The following is a 19,732-nucleotide window of genomic DNA, read 5'->3' on the forward strand; positions in this document are numbered from 1 at the left end:
GTCAGCCGCCGAGCGTGGTCAGGAGCGCGTCTGAACTGGAGACCGTGCCGAACACGCCGCCTTGCATCGTGATCATGTGCAGCGCGGCTTCGTGATTGCCGCGATCGGTCGCACCGCAACAGTCGGCGAGCACCGTGCATTCGAAGCCGCGGTCGTTCGCTTCGCGCATGGTCGTGTGGACGCAAACGTCGGTGGTGATGCCGGTCAGCACCAGGTTCACGATACCGCGCGTGCGCAAGATCAGTTCGAGATCGGTCGCGCAGAACGAGCCCTTGCCGGGTTTGTCGATGACGATTTCGCCAGGCAAAGGTGCAAGTTCATCGATGATTTCCCAGCCGGGTTCACCACGTACCAGGATGCGCCCGCAAGGACCATCGTCGCCGATGCCAACGCCTTCCGTTCCCGCGCGACGGCTGCGCCAGCGCTTGTTCGCAGGCAAGTCCGACAGATCCGGCCGATGCCCTTCACGCGTATGAATGATCGTGAAGCCTTGTTCGCGCATTACGTTCATCACACGTTTTATCGGTTCGATAGGCGCGCGCGTAAGCGACAAGTCGTAGCCCATCTTGTCGACATAACCACCGTGGCCACAGAAGTCCGTCTGCATGTCGATCACGATCAGCGCAGTGTTGTCCGGGCGCAGGTTGCCATCGAAGGGCCAAGGGTAGGGTCTGGCATCAATGAATCGGGTCATGGTCGGATGCGCCTTTAAAAATGGGTCAGCGTGTGAGACTCAGTTCGCCCGGCGCGCCGGCAAGCGTGCGATCGGGACGGCAATTGATGATCATGATTGCGAGCGTGAGCACGTAGGGTGCCGCGTTATAGAGGTAATAACCGCTTGTCACGCCAATGGCTTGCAACGCAGGCCCGAGCGCACCGGCCGCGCCAAAAAGCAATGCGGCCCACAGGCATCGCAAAGGTTGCCAGCGCGCGAAGATAACGAGCGCTACCGCCATCAAACCCTGTCCGCTCGACAACCCTTCGTTCCAGCTTCCCGGATAAACGAGCGACAGATACGCTCCGCCAACGCCCGCAAAAAAGCCGCCCACGGAAGTGGCGATGATCCGAATCCGGGTCAGCGGATAACCCATCGCGCGCGCGGTCTCGGCATGATCGCCAACCAGACGCAAGGTCATGCCCCAGCGCGTGCTGCGCAGTCCCCACTGCAATACGAACGCCAGCATCACGCCGATCACAAAAAGCGGATTCACATGCAGCGCGTTGTGCAACTGAGGCGAGCTGGCCCACGCGCCAAAATCGAATGACTGAAGGCCAGGTGCTTGCGGTTCGATAAACGGCTTGCCCAGATAAAACGCGAGTCCAGTGCCGAGCAGCATCAACGCGATGCCGAACGCGATATCGGAGACGCGAGGCAGCGAACATACGAGTCCGTGCAGGCATCCAAGCAACAATCCCACGCAACCCGCCGCAAGCACGCCCACCCATGGCGAGCCGGTCAGGTAAGACGCGGCGTAACCGCTCATCGCGCCTGAAACCAGGATGCCTTCGAGGCCGAGATTGACGCGGCCGCCCTTCTCGGTCAGGCATTCGCCCAGGCTCACGAAAAGATACGGCGTGCTCACGCGGATCGCGCCGGCCACAAGCGACAGCAACAAGATGACGATGGGCGAATGTGCATCAGGCATGGGTTTGCTCCATCGGCATGTTGACTTTGGCAATGGCTGCGGCCTGCAACTGCACGCGCCACGCCGCGATCCGCCCGCCGAGCGCCTCCCATGCCAGCAAGTTTGCGAACAGAAGACCTTGGAGAACAAGCGTGGTGGCATCGGGGAGATCGAGGCGGCGCTGCAACAGGCTCCCGCTCGCTTCGATGCCGCCAATCATCACCGCGCACACGATGATCGCCAGCGGATTCTGGCGTGCGGCGAAGGCCACGAGTATTCCGGCATAGCCGTATCCCGCGAGCAGCGATGCATTCGCGCTGCCCTGCACCGCCGCGACTTCGAACATGCCGGCGAGCCCCGCCGCTGCGCCGCCAAGCGCACACGCAACGAACGCAAGCGCATTCACCGGCAAGCCGACCAGACGCGCAGCACGATTGCTGCCACCGACAATGCGCATCGCAAAGCCCTTGGTGCTGTACTTGACGAAGACCCACGCCGCTATGCACGCAAGAACGCCCCACATGAGGCCCCAGTGCACTTCAAGACCCGGCAACGACCCTATCGACATCGACGAAGGAACCGGAAGCGTGGAAGGCTTGTTCAGGCTTGCAGGATCGCGCAGCGGGCCTTCGACAAAAAACTTGAACAGCGCAATCGCGATGTACGCCATCAGCAAGCTGCTGATGGTCTCGTTCACGCCGCGCCATTGCCGCAATGCACCGACTGCACCGATCCACGCCGCGCCCGCAAGCATGCCGGCAAGCGCCATCAACGGCGTTGCAATCAGCCATGGCGTATTTGCAGGAAGCATTTGCGGGACTACGGCCGCGCACATTCCACCCAACGCCAGCGCACCTTCGCCACCGATCACGATCAACCCCACTTGCGCGGGCAACGCCACGCAAAGCGCGGTCAGCATCAGCGGCGACGCACGCAGCAAAGTGCTCTGCCAGGCGAACGACGAACCGAATGCGCCCTGCACGATCAAGCCGACTGCATCGAGGACCGGCTGACCCTGCACGAGCAGAAACAACGAGAACAGCACCAGTGTCCCGGCGAGCGCGAGCACCGTCGGAATAGCGGGCAACGCGGCGAGCAAGACGCGGGCGGTCGAGGCATTGGGACGCATCACGGCTCCTTCAGAATGACAACGCCATCAGATCTGGCCAGTGACGCCGGACACGAGATAGTTCATGCTTTCCAGCGTGTAGTCGGTCTGCGGATGGCTCGTGCCGGCAGCGATTGCAACGCCGCCCTTGTTGTCTTTTATCGGACCCTTGAAGATCACGAAGGTGCCGGCCATCATGCTGGCCTTGATGGTGTCGGCGGCCTTCTTCGCATCCGGCGTGACCTTCGCGCCGTACGGCGACATCTTCACGAAACCATCCTTCAGGCCGCCGCGCAGCACATTCGGCTGCGGCTTGCCGGCCTGTGCATCGGCGACCAGTTGCTTGTACGGCGTCGCCCAGTCCCACTCCGCGCCCGTGAGATAACCCTTTGGTGCGAGTGCGGCCTGGCTCGCGTGATAACCGCAACTCATCGCGCCACGCTTCTCGGCAGTTTCGACAACGACCTTCGGGCCATCGACGTGACACGTGATCACGTCGCAACCCTGATCGACAAGGCTGTTCGTTGCTTCGGCTTCCTTTACGGGCATGGACCAGTCGCCGGTGAAAATCACTTGCGTCGCGATGGATGGATCGACGGACTGCGCGCCGAGCGTGAACGCGTTGATGTTGCGCAGCACTTGCGGGATAGGCTTGGCCGCGACGAAGCCGAGCTTCTTGCTCTTGCTCATGTGACCGGCGACAACACCATTCAAGTACTGACATTCATCGATATAACCAAAGTAACTCGCAATATTCGGCGGGTTGCCCTGCTTCCACAAACCGCCGCAATGCGCGAAGCGCACGTTGGGATATTTGGCCGCCATCTTGAGCACATGCGGGTCGAAGTAACCAAACGACGTTGCGAAGATGAGCGTTGCGCCGTCCTGTTCGATCATCGCTTCCATGGTCTTCTGGACCGCGATGGTCTCCGGCACATTCTCTTCTTCCACGACCTTTACGTTGGGCAGCTTCTTGATGATCGCGGCCGCTGCGGCTTGCGCCTGGTTGTAGCCATAGTCGCCACGCGCGCCGACATAGATCACGCCAACGGTTGTTTTTCCCGCAGCAAAAACCGACTGGAACGGCGCCATGGTTGCAAGCGCCAGGAGGCTCGCGTCTTTGATGAATGTGCGACGGCTGGTCATGTCGTTCGATTCCTGTTCAAGGTGGTTCGTGATTTAGGTGGGTCGTGATTTATCAGGTTCTGGTTTGAAGACTGTCGAGATAGGCAATCCAGCCGCCGAAAGCGGTGATGTCCCGCGCTCCGCTCATCTCCGATACCGCCCATGGTTCGCAGATGAAACCTTTGACGAAGCGTCCATCGCTCAGCTCGATCGTGCCGATACCCATGGGCGATGGGACGTCCATCACGAACTTGCCGAACGAGCGCACCGGCACGTCCCAGACTTCGACGGCGATCGCTGCGCCAATGCGATCCGCGTTTCGTACGAGACCAGGCTTCGGCGGTGAAGTATTTGGGAGAGCGAACAACTGGTACGCTGACGATGTACTGGTCGCTTCCATGAACTGTGCGCCCGCTTCGAGCAACTGCTTGTTGAGCGGCTGCCCGCGCAGATGCGCGCCGACTACTGCGAGCGCGACGGTCGGTTCCTGGAATGGCAACGGTTGAAGTTCGGGACTGGCCGTGTCGTTGAAAAGCGCCTGGATGCGCGCGCCCAGAACCGCCAGCCGATGGTCGGACCCGCTCGGCGCGATCAGCGTCACGCCCGCTGGCAATCCATCGCTTCTTCGCGCGCACGGCACCGACAACGCGCACAGGTCCAGCAGATTCACGAAGTTGGTGTAGTAACCGAGTTCGCTATTGCGCTCGATCGGACTTGCCTGAACATCTGCAATAAGCGGATGCGTTGGTGTGGTGGGAACGATCAGGACATCGATGCCATCGAAACATCGTTCGGATTCGCGTTTGAGTTCTGCGAGCGCGTACTGTCCATTGAATGCATCGACTGCGCTGAAGCGATCCGCCTTTCCAATCACGGCGGCAACGGTTGTATCGATGTCGGCGAAATTGGTGTCGAAGAATGCGCCCAGCGCAGCACGCCGTTCCGCGACCCACGGGCCGTCGTAGAGCAACGCCGAAACCCGCTTGAACGGCGTGAAATCGATAGCGTCCGGGGTCGTTGCGAGATCCGCCGATATCACATCGAGTGTCGCGCCGAAGGCTTGCTGGGCGGTCGTATCGTTGAAGAATTCCAGTTCTGCCGGCACGCCGAGACGCAACGCCGACGACGTTGCGCCCAACGGCGGCACCTTGCGCGAGTACGCGTCGCGCGCATCGAATTTCGCCATTTGCGCGAGGACGTGCCACGCATCGGCGACATCGTGCGCGAAGATCGACAACGTATCGAGGCTGCGGCAAGCAGGCACCACGCCGCGCTTGCTGACAAGACCCAGCGACGGCTTGAGCCCGACTATTCCGTTGAATCCGGCGGGCACGCGGCCTGACCCGGCGGTATCGGTCCCGAGCGAAAACGCCACGCAACCTGCCGCCACTGATACCGCCGAACCCGAGCTCGATCCACCCGATACACGCTCCGGAAACTCAACCTGACGCACGGCGCCAAACGGCGATCGCGTGCCGACCAAGCCGGTGGCGAACTGATCGAGATTGGTCTTGCCGACAAGAATCGCGCCTGCATCCAGCAAGCGCTGAATGGCGAACGCGCTGAACTCCGGCGTGTAGCTGAAGGGCTCGCATGCGGCAGTGGTCGGCAAGCCCGCGACATCGATATTGTCCTTTACCGCGAACGGCACGCCGAATAGCGGCAAGCGCTCGAACACCGTATCGCCCTCTTCTGCAAGCGCCTTTTCAAGCGCGCGAGCCTGAGCGCGAACTGCATCGACCGGCAATAACAGCGTCCATATTTCCGGACGATCGATTTCGCCGATACGGTCGAATACCATATCGATGACGCTGACCGGCGTAAAGTCGCGCAACCTATAAGCATCGAGAAGCTTGGTTACACGCAAACAGTCGAAGGTTCGAGGATCGTTGTCCATGAATTCCGTCTTGCATACAAGATGGGATTCATAATGCAGGAGATGTGCCAGCGTGAGTTTTCGCCCTGTGCTTTCGCTGTAAGTCCTTGTCTATAAAGATTATCAACGTGTTTTGGCGGTTTTGGACAGCAACCCCGGCAGACTTCAAATGTTTAGAATCCTGGTGCGCCACGCACCGCCGAAGAACGCCGCCGCACAAAAACAGCGCGCCGCGCACTTAACACTTTCTGCGAGCTAACCATAGCTTACAAACATCCCCTATAACCCGTGTTTCCTGCATAATAAGTACGGATGCCTTACTAATTTTCCTGACGAATAAAACGATTGAAAGCATCCAAAACCATCTAATGGTTAGCTAAGGAGATACATCATGGGAGAGGAACCAATCTACAACGGAAGCTGTTTTTGCGGCGCAGTGGAGATCACCGTAACGGGCGCGCCAGTCGGGATGGGTTATTGCCATTGTGCTTCGTGCCGAAGCTGGTCGGCTGGACCTGTCAACGCGTTCACGCTATGGCAACCCGAAGCCGTGCGCATCACCAAAGGCGCCGACAACATAGGCACTTACAACAAGACGCCGCACAGCTATCGTAAATGGTGCAAGACGTGCGGCGGCCATCTGTTCACCGAACATCCGGGCATGGGTGTGACCGACGTTTATGCCGCGACCATTCCAGACTTCCCGTACGAGGCGGGCCTGCATGTGCACTATCAGGAAACAAGGCTGCCAATGCACGACGGCTTGCCGAAAATGAAGGACCTTCCGGAGGAGATGGGCGGATCAGGCGTGACCATGGCCGAGTGAGCGCCGCCAGACTGCAAGCAAATCCATTCAACGATCTTGCTTCAAGCGGGTCGCGCCAGATAAAGCGCGATCCGCTGCTGCAGGAAGTCACGTAACGCGTTGATCGTGGGAGAAAGCATTAGCCGATGCGCGCAAACAAGACTAAGCGGCGCGCGCTCTCCTTCCAGTTCCGTCAATAAAGCCTGGAGCGCGCCGCTTCGCAAATCCGCGAGCACATCGATTCTGGATTTATACGCGAGACCGTGTCCTGCAACGGCCCATCGTCGGACAAGTTCTCCGTCGTCACTGCTGCGATTGCCGCGAACATTGACCGACACCAGCTCGCCATTGCTATAAAAAGTCCAATGATCGTGAACGGTATCGCTTAACGAAAAGCGAAGGCAATTATGTTTGAGCAGATCCCCGGGAACGAGCGGGTAATCGTGCTTCATTAAATACTCCGGCGACGCGCACAACACACGCCGGTTTTCAGGCGCCAACGGGAACGCGATCAGCGTCGAATCTTCGGGCGTTCCATAACGGATAGCAAGGTCGACCGGGTTGCTGAACATGTTGGTCACACGATCGCCAATACGAACTTGCAGCGTCACGTCAGGATGACTGACCTGAAATTCATCGAGCCAGGGTCCGAGGACGTGACGCCCGAGGTCTGATGGAATCGACATCGATACCGTCCCGCCAATAGCCTTGCGACCGCGCGCCACGGCGTGCCGTCCTGCTTCCACCTCGCCCATGACGTTGCGCGCGTATTGAAGATATCGCTCGCCGTCCGGTGTCAGCCGCAGGCTTCGTGTGGAGCGTGCGAGCAGGCGCACACCCAGTTCCGTTTCCAGCCGCTTGAGGCCGACGCTTGCCACCGATGGCGTCAAATTCAGCTGGCGCGCGGCGGCCGACAAGCTGCCGCTGTCCGCTGCGGTCACGAAGATAAGCAGGTCTTCGAGTTTGATCATGGACGCTATGGAAAATTGAAAGTCGCAGGTTTATCGCTTAAGGCCGCCAAAGCGATTTTCGTGATTATGACGAAAATGTTTTCGGCTCGCGTGCCTGTCTTCGCAAGCAATAAACGATGGATGTTTTCAGCCGTAGCGCAAGTTGCCAAGCGCCGGCCGTCTACTTACACTTGTTTGCGCCTGAGAATCCGAAGTGCTATTACCGACCGGTGGGTCGATTTATCGCTAACGCGTAGTCTTGCCATATTCATGCTGCAAGATCCGCTGATACGCACCAGCGTGCAGGCGCGGGCGCCGAGCGACATGCAGTCAATGCCAATCAACAGGCTGTGCAGCGCCTTCGGAGTTCCCGTACCAGCCCGATCCGGGCGTAACTGGTATAACGACATACTTAGCGTCGTAAAAGGCCGCTCTTACGGAGCGCAAATTTGATTGCATCAACTCGCGATTCCCTACGCACCATGACCACTCAAACTCCTTCTGCTACGCCCGATCTTCCGGTTGACATGATCATCTTTGGCGGCGCCGGCGATCTCTCCGCACGCAAGCTCCTGCCCGCGCTTTATATGGCGCACCTGCACGACAACCTGCCGCCGCAAACGCGCATCATCGCTATCGGCCGCCGTGACTGGTCGCGCGAGCAGTACGTCCAGTTCGTGCAGGAACAATCGAAACCTTTCGTCGATGCAAAAGCGCTCGACCCGCAATCGTGGGACACATTCCTAGGTCTCTTCGAATATGTGCGCATCAACATCGATCAGCCGGGCGACTATTTGAATCTTGCCGAAGTGGCGCGCAAGGACGTATGCCGCGTGTTTTATCTGGCGACGTCGCCGGAGCTCTTCACGACCATCTGCGATAACCTCGCGGCGTCCGATCTCGTCGATACAAATTCGCGCGTCGTGCTCGAAAAACCCCTGGGGCATGATCTCGCGTCGGCACAGGCGATCAATTCATCAGTGGGACGCCATTTCGCCGAGGCGCAGATTTATCGCATCGACCATTATCTCGGCAAGGAAACGGTGCAGAACCTGATGGTGCTGCGCTTCGGCAATGCCATCTTCGGACCCTTGTGGCAAGCACCGTACATCAAGAGCGTGCAGATTACCGTTGCGGAAACGGTGGGCGTGGGCAGCCGGGCCGGCTTCTACGACCAGACCGGCGCGCTGCGCGACATGGTGCAGAACCATTTGCTGCAGCTGTTGTGCATTGTGGCAATGGAGCCGCCTGTATCGCTCGATCCCGACGCCGTACGCGACGAAAAACTCAAGGTGCTGCGCTCGCTGCGCAAGATGACGGTCGCCGATATTGCCCGCGATACCGTGCGCGGTCAGTACAGCCCGGGCGCGATTGGCGGTGAGCCGGTCAAGGGTTACATGGAAGAAGACAACGTGCCGGCGGACAGTCGTGCGGAAACGTTCGTGGCCATTCGCGCGCATATCAACAACTGGCGCTGGGCGAACGTGCCCTTCTTCTTGCGCACGGGCAAGCGGCTGCAGAAGAAGCAATCGGAAATCGTGATCGAATTTGCGGACCTGCCGTTCTCGATCATTCCGAGCGGCCCGCGTAACTACGGCAACCGCCTGATCATCCAGTTGCAGCCCGAGGAATCAATCCAGCTGCAAATGCTCGCGAAGGAGCCGGGCAGCGGCATGCATATGCTGCCCGTGAACCTGAACCTCGACTTGCAGCAGGCGTTCACGGAGCGTCGCGCGGAAGCGTACGAACGTTTGCTGATCGATGTGATGCGCGGGCGCCTTACACACTTCATGCGCCGTGATGAACTCGAAGCTGCGTGGGCGTGGGTCGAACCGATTCTCGATGGCTGGAAAGAACTGAACGATCGTCCGCGTACTTACACGGCAGGCACATTTGGTCCGGCGGCATCGTCGGCACTGATGGCGCGGGAAAACATGGCGTGGGCGGAAGAAAGCTGAGGCGCTGTTTATTGGCTACAGAACGAACGCGCGGGCCTTGAGGTCCGCGCGTTTTTTTGTGCACTTCTAGCATGGAAACTCGATAAACACTCCTAGCCCCTTGCCATCGTGACCATCGTCCAGGCGAATATGCGCCCGATGCGCCCGGGCGATTTCACGCACGATGGCAAGGCCCAGTCCACTGCCTTCTTCAGCCGACGCCCGGAAGAACGGCTCGAATACTCGGTCGCGAACATCGGACGAAATACCCGGTCCGTCATCCGTCACAATCAGCAGAATCGTTTTGCCGCGCCGCTCGATAACAAGCGATACATGCCCCGATTCCGGCGTGTAGCGGATGGCGTTATCGACGAGATTGAAAATCAAGACGGAAAGCAAACGTGCATTGCCAAGCACGACTGCATCGTTCGCCAGTTGCGCCGCGAGCTCGATCTCGCGACGCGCGGCGAGCAGCGCGAGTTCTTCGATGACCGTCGTCGCGATCTCGCGCAGATCGACGCGCTCGCCTTCGAAATGGCTGTAATCGGCGGTCTCGGCTTGCGCGAGCAGAAGCAACTGGTTCGTCAACGAAACCAGTGCGCCATTGCTTTTATGCATGGCCGACAAGGTCTCCTTCACTGTCGCCAGATCGTCATGTCGGCGCGCGTATTGCAACTGCGCGCCCAGTAGCGTTAGCGGCGTTCGCAACTGATGCGCGGCGTGGGAAATGAAGCGACGCTGCATGGCCGTTTGCCGCTCGATGCGCGCAATGCATTGATTGATTGCATCGACGATTGGCCGCAACTCGCTTTGCAGATGCGTTGAACTCAAGGGCACGAGTTCGCTCGGCGCACGATCACGCACGTCCTTGGTCAGCGCCATCAAATGCCTGAGCTCGAAAGTGAGGCCCACGCAAACCAGCACGACAGCAATGGCGATGATCTCGGCGAAATGCAGCAATTGCGGGCGCCATAAATCGGCCGCGAGCGCGTCGCGTTCGAGCTCTGTCCTGCCGACCGAAACTAGAATGCGTTTGCTTTCGCCCGAGTCGTACATGGGGCGGATGATCGATACCGCGCGCACCGCTTGCCCGTCGACTTGCGTGTCATACCATCCCGGCGACGTAGCTGGCTCGACTTGCTCGAGATCGGATGTCCCCGCAATCGGAGGACCGTCGATCACCTTGATGCGGAAGAACACGCGGTCGCCATAAGGCGAGCTCAGGATTTCGATTGCGCTTGGAGAGATATCGGCATGCAAGTCGCTCTCGTCCCATTTGACGTCTCCAGCCATGACGCGGGCGGAGGCGAGAAGCGCGTTGTCCTGGATGAGGCTTGCGGTTTTCTGCGCGCTGTCACGCGCCATGAACCCGGCCGCAAGCACATAGATCGTGAGCGGCAACAGCAGCCACAGCAGCAAGCGCAGGCGCAAGCTATTCGTCATCGTCGCCGGCTTGCAGAAGGTAACCAAGACCTCTTAGCGTGATGATCGTCGCCGTACTTTTCTCTAGCTTCTTGCGCAGCCTCGATACATAGATTTCAATCGCATCTTCGCTCGTATGCGTGCTCGAACTGCCGAGGGAGTCGGCAAGCATCGGTTTCGATACGGTCTTTTTTGCCTTGAGGATCAACATCTCGAGAACGGCGTGTTCGCGCGGCGTGAGGTTCAACGTTTCGCCGGAAACTGCGAATTGGCGCCGGTCGATATCGTAGGAAAGGTCGCCGCAACGGGTGCTGTTCGAACGCGAGGGCAACTGGCGCCGGACCAGTACCTTGACGCGTGCGACGAGTTCACGTGCGTCGAATGGTTTGACGACGTAATCGTCAGCGCCGGCGCTCAGGCAGATTACTTTTTCATCGACGGAACCGCTGGCCGTCAGGATCAGAACGGGCGTGTGGTCGCCCCGTTCCCGTAAGCGTCGCAACACGCCTTTGCCGGACAGGTTGGGAAGGTTTAGGTCGAGCAGTACCACGTCGTAGCGGGCGGCGCGCAGGAACCGGTCGGCGGAGTCGCCGTCACTGACGCGGTCTAGCACGAAACCATCGTCTTCCAGGATTTTAGTGAGCCAGTGAGCGAGTTGCTCATTGTCCTCGACCAGCAGTAGCTTCATTGCGTTCGTCGCGGTTGGTTTGGGGGGGGTTATGCGGGTTAGTGTAGCTTGGGGGGGTTTGTGCCGGGTTGCTGCTGCTTAGGCCTTCGCGGGTTCTGTCTTTGCTGTCCTTTTAATCACTTTTAGCCACTGTGCGTGGCGGCACTTCATTTCTTTTTCCAACGGCGAAAAAGAAACGAAGCAAAGAAAACGCCTCTCCACAATCAGCTCATAAGTGTCCACAGCGTGCAGTCACAACTGCGTGGTACGCAAGAAGCACCCTTAGCGCATAACCGCGTCCCGCTGAAACCCTTCCCCTCCGGCATTACATACCCACACGCTTCGCCACCAGTGTCGGAGTCCGTTAATACGGAAACCTGCGCCTCGTCTCTTGGTACGAGAACGTACGGTTTGGCCGTATCGGTCCGGTTGTGCCGTGTGCTTGCCCGGAACTCTGATTGCGAAAAATCAGAGGAACGCCACTCGCGTTATCTGACAGCCGCCATCGCACCGACTCCAGTTCCTCCGCTTTACGCTCCTCAAGCAAGTTTATATTGCCCCCGCGCTTGCGCCGTCCTGTATAGCACCAACGTCGCAATCAGCCCGCACGCCGCTGCAAGCCCCATCCAGATTCCAGGCGCCGCCTTGTTGCCTGTCACATGGATCAGGTAAGTCGAAATGGCCGGCGTGAATCCGCCAATCGTCGAAGCAAGGCTGTATGCAATCGAGAAGCCCGTGGTTCGCACTTCAGCCGGCATGATCTCGGTAAGCGCGACGATCATCGCGCCGTTGTACCATGCGTAAAGGAACGACAGCCACAGTTCGACTCCGAGCAAACGTCCAAATGAAGGCGCGGCAACCAGCCATTGCACCGCAGGATAAGCCGTCAAGATCGCAAGTACCGTGAACGTCAGCAACACAGGACGCCGCCCGATACGATCCGACACTGCACCCGATATCGGTAGCCACAAGAAGTTCGACACGCCCACGCATACGGTCACGAGCAATGCGTCTCTCGACGAAAGCTTGAGCACCTCCTTGCCAAAGGTCGGCGTGTAGGCCGCGATCATGTAGAACGAGACCGTGGTCATGATCACGAGACCCATGCCGGCAAGCACGAGGCCGCGATGTTGAATCATCGACTTCATGATTTCACCGATCGCCGGATGATGCTTGCGAGCGATGAATTCATCGGTTTCCCGCAGCGAGCGGCGAATGTACACAACAAACGGCACGATCAGGCAGCCGATCAGGAACGGCACCCGCCACCCCCATGCGCTCATGTGCTCGGGCGAAACCACCTGGTTCAGTATCACGCCGAGCAGAGCGGCAACCACCACAGCCACTTGCTGGCTGCCCGACTGCCACGCGCAGAAAAATCCCTTGTTACCCTTGGTCGCGATCTCTGAGAGATATACGGATACTCCGCCGAGTTCAACACCGGCCGAGAATCCTTGCAGCAAACGTCCAATGAGCACGAGGACGGGCGCAAGCATGCCGATGGTCGCGTAGCCGGGCACGAATGCAACGCAAGCCGTGCCTATTGCCATGAGGGTCAGCGTGAGGATCAACCCCTTGCGCCGTCCATGATGATCGATATACGCGCCGAGCACGATTGCGCCTATGGGACGCATCAGGAAACCGGCGCCAAATACCGAAAGTGCCAGCATCAGCGACGCAAATTCGCTGCCGCCCGGGAAGTACGTCTTTGCGATCGCCGAGGCGTAATAACCGTAGACCGTGAAGTCGTACATTTCAAGGAAGTTACCGCTGACAACACGGAACACGGCCCTGGCTTTTGACTCGCCAGCAGGCGTCGCGTTTGAGGACAGATTTGAGGACATGACACAAGCCTTCTTTAAAGAGGTATCGCGCGGGGACATATCCCGCCGTGAAAATTCACGCGGCTATCCGATGACTATTACCGACTTGCCGAGCTGACGTCGTTCCTCCAATGCGGCATGCGCCTCTTCAACGTTATCGAGCGTATAGCGGCCGCTGATGTCAATGGTCAGAGCGCCTTCGGCCAGTGCCGCGAACACGTCGTTGGCGCGCCGCTGGACTGTTTCGGCATCGGCGAGATGGTCGGCAAGTCTCGGGCGCGTCAGGAACAGCGACCCGGCTTCCCCTAGCTCGATGGGATCGAGATCAGTCAGCGATCCCGCCACGGAGCCGTAGTTGACGACGAGTCCGCGAACACGCGTCGCCCGAAAGCTGTCGCGCAACGTGGTACGCCCAACTGCGTCGTACACCACGTCCACGCCCTTGCCGCCAGTTGCTTCGCGCACGCGGTCGGCGAAGCGTCCGTTGTCGTAGAGCATCACGTGATCGGCGCCGTGCCTGCGAGCGACTTCCGCCTTGGAATCGCTACTTGTTGTCGCGAACACGGTGGCGCCGCGACGCTTTGCCAACTGCACCAGCAACTGGCCGATACCACCTGATGCCGCGTGAATCAGGCATGTGCTGCCCGCTTTGATCTGCCCGACATCGTCGATCAAATAGTGCGCGGTCGAGCCCTGGAAGATCGCTGCCGCAGCCAGGTCATAACCGATGGAATCCGGAACGTGCGCAAGCCGGGCGGCAGGCACGACGGCGTACTCGGCATATGCACCCCATGAAATGCACCACGCCACGCGATCTCCCAGTTCAAACGATGTGACCCCGGCGCCCAGTTTCATCACGTCGCCGGCACCTTCCATGCCAAGCGTGCAAGGAAGCCGGACCGGATAAGTCCGCGACGTCTTGTATTTGCCCTGCCGCGTGTGGACATCCATGAAGTTGATGCCGGCGCACCTGAGCTTGACGAGCACCTCGCCTTCTTTGGGCGCCGGTACTTCGATATCCTTACGAATCAGGACTTCAGGACCGCCGTACTGTTCTATACCTATCGCTTTCATTCGGGTCTCCGGAATTATTTCGAACCAGGCTTTACACGATCCACGAACTCGTTGGTATAAGTCCTCGACAAGTCGATATGGCGCGGATCGAGTGTTGAATTGACGTGCGTGAGAACGTTGAGCACAGCGGCGGGCGCGCCATCGGGCATGCGTCCGTCGACCGTGAATGTCGGAATCGCGGCCTTGAGCGCGCTGATGTAGAGCGCTTTATCGCGGCCGTAAAAGTCGGGCGGCAACTTTGCGGTAACGTCTTCCGCGCTGTGCGACGCCATGTACGCAAGCGCGCGCACCAACGCCCGCGCAAGCTTCTGTGCCTGATCGCGATGCGTATTGACCCATGTGCGCTCCGCGTAGAAACACGAACCCGCGTAGGCGCCGCCGAGCGCGGACGTCGTGCCTTCCACGCTGCGCATGTCCACCAGCACCTTCGCACGACCGGTTGCCAGCAAATGGCTGGCGCTGGGTTCCTCGACCATGCCGGCGTCGATCCGTCCCTGCTCCATCGCGGCAATGAAACTATCGTCCGAGCCCACCGGCAAAACGGCGTAATCCTTCGGCGATAAACCCGCGCGCGCAGCGAGATATCGTGTCAGGAAATAGGTGGACGATCCGAGTCCGGTCACGCCCAGCGTCGCGCCTTTTGCGTCGGCCATGGTGCGCAATCCCGATGCGGATTTCTTCGATACCAGCTCGACCAGTCCCGCGCTTTTGTTGAACACGACGAGCGCTTCGACTTCCTTGCCACGGCTTTGAAGGTCGATGGTGTGATCGTAGAAACCGACCGCGCCCTGAATGGCGCCTGCCAACAGTTCGGTCGCCGTATCGACACCCGCAGGTTGCGAAAGGATTTCGAATTCGAGGCCTTCGTCCTTGAAATAGCCGAGTTGCGATGCAAGCACCAAAGGCAAGTAGACGATCTTCGAAGTGCCGCCGGCCATCAGCGTCAGCTTTTCCGCGTGCGCGGCGGTCGCGGCGCACAGCAGCGCGGCGAACATGCAAGCTGGCGTAAACAGGCGGCGTAACAACCTCATCTTCAAGCGTCTCCTTCTCGGTGCTGAACCGAACTCTTCTTTTAGTGTGCGGCCAGTATATGAAACCGAAGCCTTCTGCCTGCTTTCTGATGGTCCGGAAAATCCTCGGCGTTTACCCTCGAACCACAAAATCGACTGGTAGGGAACCTAATAAAAACGCGCCCTGTCCCTTTCTGGATAGAGCGCGCTTATTTGCTGCTATGAGATTCAAATTACCAGGCGGCGATCACCGCGCCGGCATATTTCCCTTCAATAAACTGCTTCACCTCCGCCGAGTGATACGCGGCGACAAGCTTCGCCACCCAAGGTTTGTCCTTATCGGCGGCGCGAATGGCGATGATGTTCGAATACGGCCCGTTCGGATCTTCAATCGCGATCGCGTCCTGCTTCGGCTTCAGCCCCGCTTCCATTGCGAAGTTCGTGTTGATCGCGGCGGCGTCCACGTCGGCGAGCGAACGCGGGATCTGCGCGGCATCGAGTTCGACGATCTTCAGCTTCTTCGGATTCTCGACAATATCGAGCGGCGTCGCTTTCAGGCCCGCGTCCGCGCGCAGTTTCAGCAAGCCGTTCTTTTGCAGCAGCAACAACGCGCGGCCGCCGTTGGTCGGATCGTTCGGCACCGCGATGCGCGCGCCCGCGGGCAGCGTCGCGAGCGACTTGTATTTCTTCGAATAGATGCCCATCGGGAACGTGACCGTGTCCGCGATCTTGATGATCTTGTAGCCGCGGTCCTTGACCTGTGCATCGAGATACGGCGCGTGCTGATAGCTGTTGGCATCGAGATCGCCGGACGCCAGCGCCGCGTTCGGCTGGACGTAGTCCGCGAACTCCACGACCTTGATGTTCAGGCCATTCTTTGCGGCCACTTGCTTGACCACTTCCATGACCTGCGCATGCGGGCCGCCGGTCACACCGACCTTGATGGTTTCGTCGGCCAGAGCGGCGTTGGTGAACAGTGCCGCTGCGCCAATCACGGCGGCCAGCTTGAAGACAAATCGACGTTGCATGACTACCCCTGAGCTTTATATGGAAATTTATTTATGACTGAGACGACGTACCAGCCAGTCGCCGAACGACTGGACCATCTGCACGAACACGATCAGGATCACGACCACGGTCAGCATCACTTCCGGCAGGAAGCGCTGATAACCATAGCGAATCCCCAGGTCGCCAAGACCGCCACCGCCGATGGCGCCGGCCATCGCCGAATAACCGACCAGTGACACGAACGTGATGGTCAAACCGGCGACCACGCCCGGCAACGATTCCGGCAGCAGCACCTTGAACACGATCTGGCTCGTGGTCGCACCCATCGCTTGCGCGGCTTCGATCAGGCCGCGATCGACTTCGCGCAGCGCGGTTTCAACCAGGCGCGCAACGAACGGCGCAGCGGCGATGGTCAGCGGAACGACGGCCGCCATGGTGCCGATGGACGATCCAACCACGAGCCGCGTGAACGGAATCACGGCGACCAGCAGAATGATAAACGGTGTCGAGCGCACGGCATTCACAACGCCGCCCATCACGCGATTCACGCCGAGGTTACGCAGCACGCCGTCGCGGTCGGTGAGATAAAGCAGCACGCCGAGCGGCATGCCCAACGCTGCGCCGACCAGTCCGGAAATGCCCACCATCACGAGCGTTTCCCAGAACGACTGCACGAACATATCGAACATTTCACTCAACATGGGACATCTCCTCTACCACCACGCCTTGTTCACGCAAGTACGCAATCGCCTCGGCGACATTCGCCGGCTGACCGCCAGCGAGCACCGCCAGCGAGCCGAACGCCTGGCCCTGGATCTCATCGATTTGTCCGTGCAGGATATTGAAATCGAGCTCGAAACGGCGGATGGTTTCGGAGAGGATCGGCTGATCGACGCCTGAACCGGTGAACGCAAGCCGTAGCAAATGACCGCCGGTCTTCAGGCGCTCGGCGACGCGCGCTTTCAACGCGGGCGGCAACTCGTGCGCGATGACGTCGCCAATCAACGCGCGCGTGACCTCGTGATGCGGCTGCATGAAGACATCGACCACATTGCCTTCTTCGACCACGCGGCCGGCATCGAGTACGGCAACGCGATCGCAAACCTGCTTGATCACGTCCATCTGATGCGTGATCAGGACAATGGTCAGCCCGAGTTCCTTGTTGATCCTGCGCAGCAGGTCGAGAATGGAGCGCGTTGTTTCCGGGTCGAGCGCGGAGGTCGCTTCATCCGAAAGCAGCACTTTCGGTTTGCTGGCGAGCGCCCGCGCAATGCCCACGCGCTGCTTCTGCCCGCCGCTGATCTGCGACGGATACCGGTCCTTCTGCGTGGTCAGGCCGACAAGATCCAGCAACGGCAACACGGTCGCCTCGATCTCCCCGCGCTTCATGCCGGCAAGTTCGAGCGGCAGCGCGACGTTGTCGAACACGGTGCGCGACGACAGCAGATTGAAGTGCTGGAAGATCATGCCGATGTCACGCCGCGCGGTGCGCAACTGCGCGGCGGATAGCGTGGTGAGATCGTGGCCGTCCACGATCACACTGCCCTCGCTTGGCCGCGTCAGCAGGTTGATGGTGCGCACCAGCGTGCTCTTGCCGGCACCGCTGCGCCCGATGATGCCGAACACTTCGCCCGGCGGTATCGTCAAGTTGACGTTGTGCAAGGCTTCGATCCAGCCTCGTGGGCCGGCGAAACGCTGCGACAGATTGCGAATTTCGATCATGTAAACGAAAAAAGCGACGAACTCCCCGTTGAGCAACATCGCTCGGGCAAGCCGGCCGCCGTTCATCCCTGGTTCTGGAGAGGCGAAAGTTTAACGTAACCGGCGTCACCGCCTTAATAATCTATTGCGAAGCCCTAATTACTTAAGCATCTGAACGCCTCGCGGCGGGGCTTTTCAGGGTGCGAATGTGCGCCGAAATACGTAAAACGCATATCGATTCAAGCAAAGCTCGGTTCCATCGGGGAAAATCGGTCGTTAAGATGTTTTAATAATCCGCTGCGTTCGCTTTTCATGGACGCGGACCCACCGCACTACCGGGAGTATTTCGTTGAAGAGCTTCGAATTTCGCCGCCCGCTCGTGGTCGGCATTGGCGGCACGACCCGCGCGGCTTCATCGACTGAACGCGCCCTTCGTATTGCATTGCTCGGCGCCGAAGCCGAGGGCGCACGCACCCGTCTTTTTGGCGGCACGTTCCTGCATGGCCTTCCGCATTACGCGCCCGAGCACAAGGAACGCAGCGAGTCGCAGATCGAATTGATCGAAGCGGTTCGCGAAGCGGACGCGGTGATCATCGGGACGCCTGGGTATCATGGCGGCGTATCGGGGCTCGTCAAGAACGCGCTGGACACGCTGGAAGAACTGCGCGACGACCAGCGCCCATACCTCGATGGCCGGGCAGTTGGCTGCGTGGTGACGGCATATGGATGGCAAGGCGGCGGCGCGGTGCTGACGTCGTTGCGTTCAATCGTGCACGCGCTGCGCGGCTGGCCGACGCCGTATGGCGCTGCTGTGAACTCGCAGGAAACGCGGTTCGAAACCATCGATACCTGCTCCGATCCAAAAGTCGCCGAGCAACTCGCGACCGTCGGCCGCCAAGCTGCTCAATTCGCCTTGGCGTTCAATGCACGCGAAGCGGTTGTAGAGCTCGATATCGCGCGCTGACCAGCAGGGTATTCAGGTCGATGCAAAACGCCTGGTCAGTTCATCTGCCAGGCGTTTTGCATTAAGAGATCAGGGCGAACCGAAGCCATGCTGGTGACTTGACGCGCGTGCATTCAGTTTCATCTAGACCCGTTCCCGCCAGGACACGTTAAATGTCTGAACATAATCCAATGAACTGCGTCACTCCTTGAACGGCAGCTCCGGGGTAAATACGAACGAGTCCACCACATAGCCCGAGTGGAAATAACCGCTGCATGCACATGAGGCGATCCGCTCGAGATGGTACGGCTCGCGCGCTGTTTCCCTCGCCTGGTTTGCGGCAGCAATCCGCCGCGCGCGCCATTGGCGCAGCACCTCGTTGCCCCAGTTCCTGAAAATGGCATTCTGTTCGGACATCGCTGTTCTCCTTGAACGCTTGCCGGCGCGGCGTTTTATCCCTCCGCCGTTATAAGGTAGGCGAAAGTTATTCGTGCGGATACCAACTTTTATTTATTTCTATATCTGCCGATCAATCGGTAGCTAAAGACGAAATCCCGCGCAAGACCTTCACGACATTTGCTTCTTTCCTATCCCCTTCGCCCGCGGCTTTGCTTCTGCGAATTGCTTGTTTCCCTCGGCAAGCAGCGCACGCTAATCT

The 19,732-nt window shown here is 59.3% G+C and carries 18 protein-coding genes; 3 read left to right on the plus strand and 15 right to left on the minus strand.

What is annotated here, in order from left to right; genetic code table 11:
- Position 1: 1 nt before the first annotated feature.
- Genes biuH through atzF form a run of 5 tightly spaced genes read right to left on the minus strand, consistent with a single transcriptional unit; the run spans position 2 to position 5,755 of the window.
- Positions 2-694: a biuret amidohydrolase gene (gene biuH / locus ASG35_RS28670; protein ID WP_056365764.1), complete on the minus strand. Its 693-nt coding sequence runs from the start codon at positions 692-694 to the stop codon at positions 2-4.
- Positions 695-719: 25 nt separating this feature from the next.
- Positions 720-1,646: an ABC transporter permease gene (locus ASG35_RS28675; protein WP_056365768.1), complete on the minus strand. Its 927-nt coding sequence runs from the start codon at positions 1,644-1,646 to the stop codon at positions 720-722.
- Positions 1,639-2,754: an ABC transporter permease gene (locus tag ASG35_RS28680; protein ID WP_056365771.1), complete on the minus strand. Its 1,116-nt coding sequence runs from the start codon at positions 2,752-2,754 to the stop codon at positions 1,639-1,641. The genes ASG35_RS28675 and ASG35_RS28680 overlap by 8 nt, the downstream gene beginning before the upstream one ends.
- A 27-nt stretch (positions 2,755-2,781) precedes the next feature.
- Positions 2,782-3,879, minus strand: a complete 1,098-nt coding sequence (locus ASG35_RS28685) for a BMP family ABC transporter substrate-binding protein (protein ID WP_056365774.1) — start codon at positions 3,877-3,879, stop codon at positions 2,782-2,784.
- 52 nt (positions 3,880-3,931) lie between these two features.
- Entirely contained in the window at positions 3,932-5,755 is a 1,824-nt protein-coding gene (gene atzF / locus ASG35_RS28690; protein ID WP_056365777.1) for an allophanate hydrolase, read from the minus strand.
- A 370-nt stretch (positions 5,756-6,125) separates the two neighbouring features.
- Between atzF and ASG35_RS28695 the strand changes: the two genes are divergently transcribed.
- Entirely contained in the window at positions 6,126-6,560 is a 435-nt protein-coding gene (locus tag ASG35_RS28695; protein ID WP_056365781.1) for a GFA family protein, read from the plus strand.
- Positions 6,561-6,601: 41 nt separating this feature from the next.
- Here ASG35_RS28695 and ASG35_RS28700 read toward each other — a convergent pair whose 3' ends face one another.
- Positions 6,602-7,510: a LysR family transcriptional regulator gene (locus ASG35_RS28700; RefSeq protein WP_056365784.1), complete on the minus strand. Its 909-nt coding sequence runs from the start codon at positions 7,508-7,510 to the stop codon at positions 6,602-6,604.
- Between the two features lie 461 nt (positions 7,511-7,971).
- Between ASG35_RS28700 and zwf the strand changes: the two genes are divergently transcribed.
- Positions 7,972-9,447, plus strand: coding sequence for a glucose-6-phosphate dehydrogenase (gene zwf / locus ASG35_RS28705; protein ID WP_056365787.1), 1,476 nt, complete (start codon positions 7,972-7,974; stop codon positions 9,445-9,447).
- Positions 9,448-9,513: 66 nt separating this feature from the next.
- On the opposite strand, the gene ASG35_RS28710 is transcribed toward zwf, so the two are convergent.
- The 8 genes from ASG35_RS28710 to ASG35_RS28745 all read right to left on the minus strand — a co-directional run bounded on the left by ASG35_RS28710 (position 9,514) and on the right by ASG35_RS28745 (position 18,152).
- Complete coding sequence (locus tag ASG35_RS28710; RefSeq protein ID WP_056365788.1) at positions 9,514-10,869, minus strand: sensor histidine kinase; 1,356 nt, start codon at positions 10,867-10,869, stop codon at positions 9,514-9,516.
- Positions 10,859-11,536: a response regulator transcription factor gene (locus tag ASG35_RS28715; protein WP_056365791.1), complete on the minus strand. Its 678-nt coding sequence runs from the start codon at positions 11,534-11,536 to the stop codon at positions 10,859-10,861. Before ASG35_RS28715 ends, ASG35_RS28710 begins: the two co-directional genes overlap by 11 nt.
- A gap of 518 nt (positions 11,537-12,054) precedes the next feature.
- Positions 12,055-13,359, minus strand: coding sequence for an MFS transporter (locus ASG35_RS28720; protein WP_056365794.1), 1,305 nt, complete (start codon positions 13,357-13,359; stop codon positions 12,055-12,057).
- A 63-nt stretch (positions 13,360-13,422) separates the two neighbouring features.
- Complete coding sequence (locus tag ASG35_RS28725; RefSeq protein WP_056365797.1) at positions 13,423-14,412, minus strand: quinone oxidoreductase family protein; 990 nt, start codon at positions 14,410-14,412, stop codon at positions 13,423-13,425.
- Positions 14,413-14,426: 14 nt separating this feature from the next.
- Positions 14,427-15,443 (minus strand): ABC transporter substrate-binding protein, encoded by a 1,017-nt coding sequence (locus ASG35_RS28730; RefSeq protein WP_056365800.1) that lies wholly within the window; start codon positions 15,441-15,443, stop codon positions 14,427-14,429.
- Between the two features lie 212 nt (positions 15,444-15,655).
- Entirely contained in the window at positions 15,656-16,450 is a 795-nt protein-coding gene (locus tag ASG35_RS28735; protein ID WP_056365803.1) for a MetQ/NlpA family ABC transporter substrate-binding protein, read from the minus strand.
- Between the two features lie 27 nt (positions 16,451-16,477).
- Positions 16,478-17,131: a methionine ABC transporter permease gene (locus ASG35_RS28740; RefSeq protein ID WP_056365807.1), complete on the minus strand. Its 654-nt coding sequence runs from the start codon at positions 17,129-17,131 to the stop codon at positions 16,478-16,480.
- A complete protein-coding gene (locus ASG35_RS28745; RefSeq protein ID WP_056366145.1) occupies positions 17,121-18,152 on the minus strand; it encodes a methionine ABC transporter ATP-binding protein in 1,032 nt (343 codons plus the stop codon). Before ASG35_RS28745 ends, ASG35_RS28740 begins: the two co-directional genes overlap by 11 nt.
- Positions 18,153-18,480: 328 nt before the next feature.
- Between ASG35_RS28745 and ASG35_RS28750 the strand changes: the two genes are divergently transcribed.
- Positions 18,481-19,095, plus strand: coding sequence for an NADPH-dependent FMN reductase (locus ASG35_RS28750; RefSeq protein WP_056365809.1), 615 nt, complete (start codon positions 18,481-18,483; stop codon positions 19,093-19,095).
- Between the two features lie 180 nt (positions 19,096-19,275).
- Here the strand turns inward: ASG35_RS28750 and ASG35_RS28755 are convergent, their stop codons facing one another.
- Positions 19,276-19,491, minus strand: coding sequence for a hypothetical protein (locus ASG35_RS28755; RefSeq protein ID WP_056365812.1), 216 nt, complete (start codon positions 19,489-19,491; stop codon positions 19,276-19,278).
- Positions 19,492-19,732: the final 241 nt, after the last annotated feature.

The organism is Burkholderia sp. Leaf177, from assembly GCF_001424345.1.
GTDB lineage: Bacteria > Pseudomonadota > Gammaproteobacteria > Burkholderiales > Burkholderiaceae > Caballeronia.

Excerpts from the sequence above, each read along its gene's own strand:
- biuH (WP_056365764.1), bottom strand. The coding sequence starts at position 694 with ATGACCCGATTCATTGATGCCAGACCCTACCCTTGGCCCTTCGATGGC.
- ASG35_RS28675 (WP_056365768.1), bottom strand. The coding sequence starts at position 1,646 with ATGCCTGATGCACATTCGCCCATCGTCATCTTGTTGCTGTCGCTTGTG.
- ASG35_RS28680 (WP_056365771.1), bottom strand. The coding sequence starts at position 2,754 with ATGCGTCCCAATGCCTCGACCGCCCGCGTCTTGCTCGCCGCGTTGCCC.
- ASG35_RS28685 (WP_056365774.1), bottom strand. The coding sequence starts at position 3,879 with ATGACCAGCCGTCGCACATTCATCAAAGACGCGAGCCTCCTGGCGCTT.
- atzF (WP_056365777.1), bottom strand. The coding sequence starts at position 5,755 with ATGGACAACGATCCTCGAACCTTCGACTGTTTGCGTGTAACCAAGCTT.
- ASG35_RS28695 (WP_056365781.1), top strand. The coding sequence starts at position 6,126 with ATGGGAGAGGAACCAATCTACAACGGAAGCTGTTTTTGCGGCGCAGTG.
- ASG35_RS28700 (WP_056365784.1), bottom strand. The coding sequence starts at position 7,510 with ATGATCAAACTCGAAGACCTGCTTATCTTCGTGACCGCAGCGGACAGC.
- zwf (WP_056365787.1), top strand. The coding sequence starts at position 7,972 with ATGACCACTCAAACTCCTTCTGCTACGCCCGATCTTCCGGTTGACATG.
- ASG35_RS28710 (WP_056365788.1), bottom strand. The coding sequence starts at position 10,869 with ATGACGAATAGCTTGCGCCTGCGCTTGCTGCTGTGGCTGCTGTTGCCG.
- ASG35_RS28715 (WP_056365791.1), bottom strand. The coding sequence starts at position 11,536 with ATGAAGCTACTGCTGGTCGAGGACAATGAGCAACTCGCTCACTGGCTC.
- ASG35_RS28720 (WP_056365794.1), bottom strand. The coding sequence starts at position 13,359 with ATGTCCTCAAATCTGTCCTCAAACGCGACGCCTGCTGGCGAGTCAAAA.
- ASG35_RS28725 (WP_056365797.1), bottom strand. The coding sequence starts at position 14,412 with ATGAAAGCGATAGGTATAGAACAGTACGGCGGTCCTGAAGTCCTGATT.
- ASG35_RS28730 (WP_056365800.1), bottom strand. The coding sequence starts at position 15,443 with ATGAGGTTGTTACGCCGCCTGTTTACGCCAGCTTGCATGTTCGCCGCG.
- ASG35_RS28735 (WP_056365803.1), bottom strand. The coding sequence starts at position 16,450 with ATGCAACGTCGATTTGTCTTCAAGCTGGCCGCCGTGATTGGCGCAGCG.
- ASG35_RS28740 (WP_056365807.1), bottom strand. The coding sequence starts at position 17,131 with ATGTTGAGTGAAATGTTCGATATGTTCGTGCAGTCGTTCTGGGAAACG.
- ASG35_RS28745 (WP_056366145.1), bottom strand. The coding sequence starts at position 18,152 with ATGATCGAAATTCGCAATCTGTCGCAGCGTTTCGCCGGCCCACGAGGC.
- ASG35_RS28755 (WP_056365812.1), bottom strand. The coding sequence starts at position 19,491 with ATGTCCGAACAGAATGCCATTTTCAGGAACTGGGGCAACGAGGTGCTG.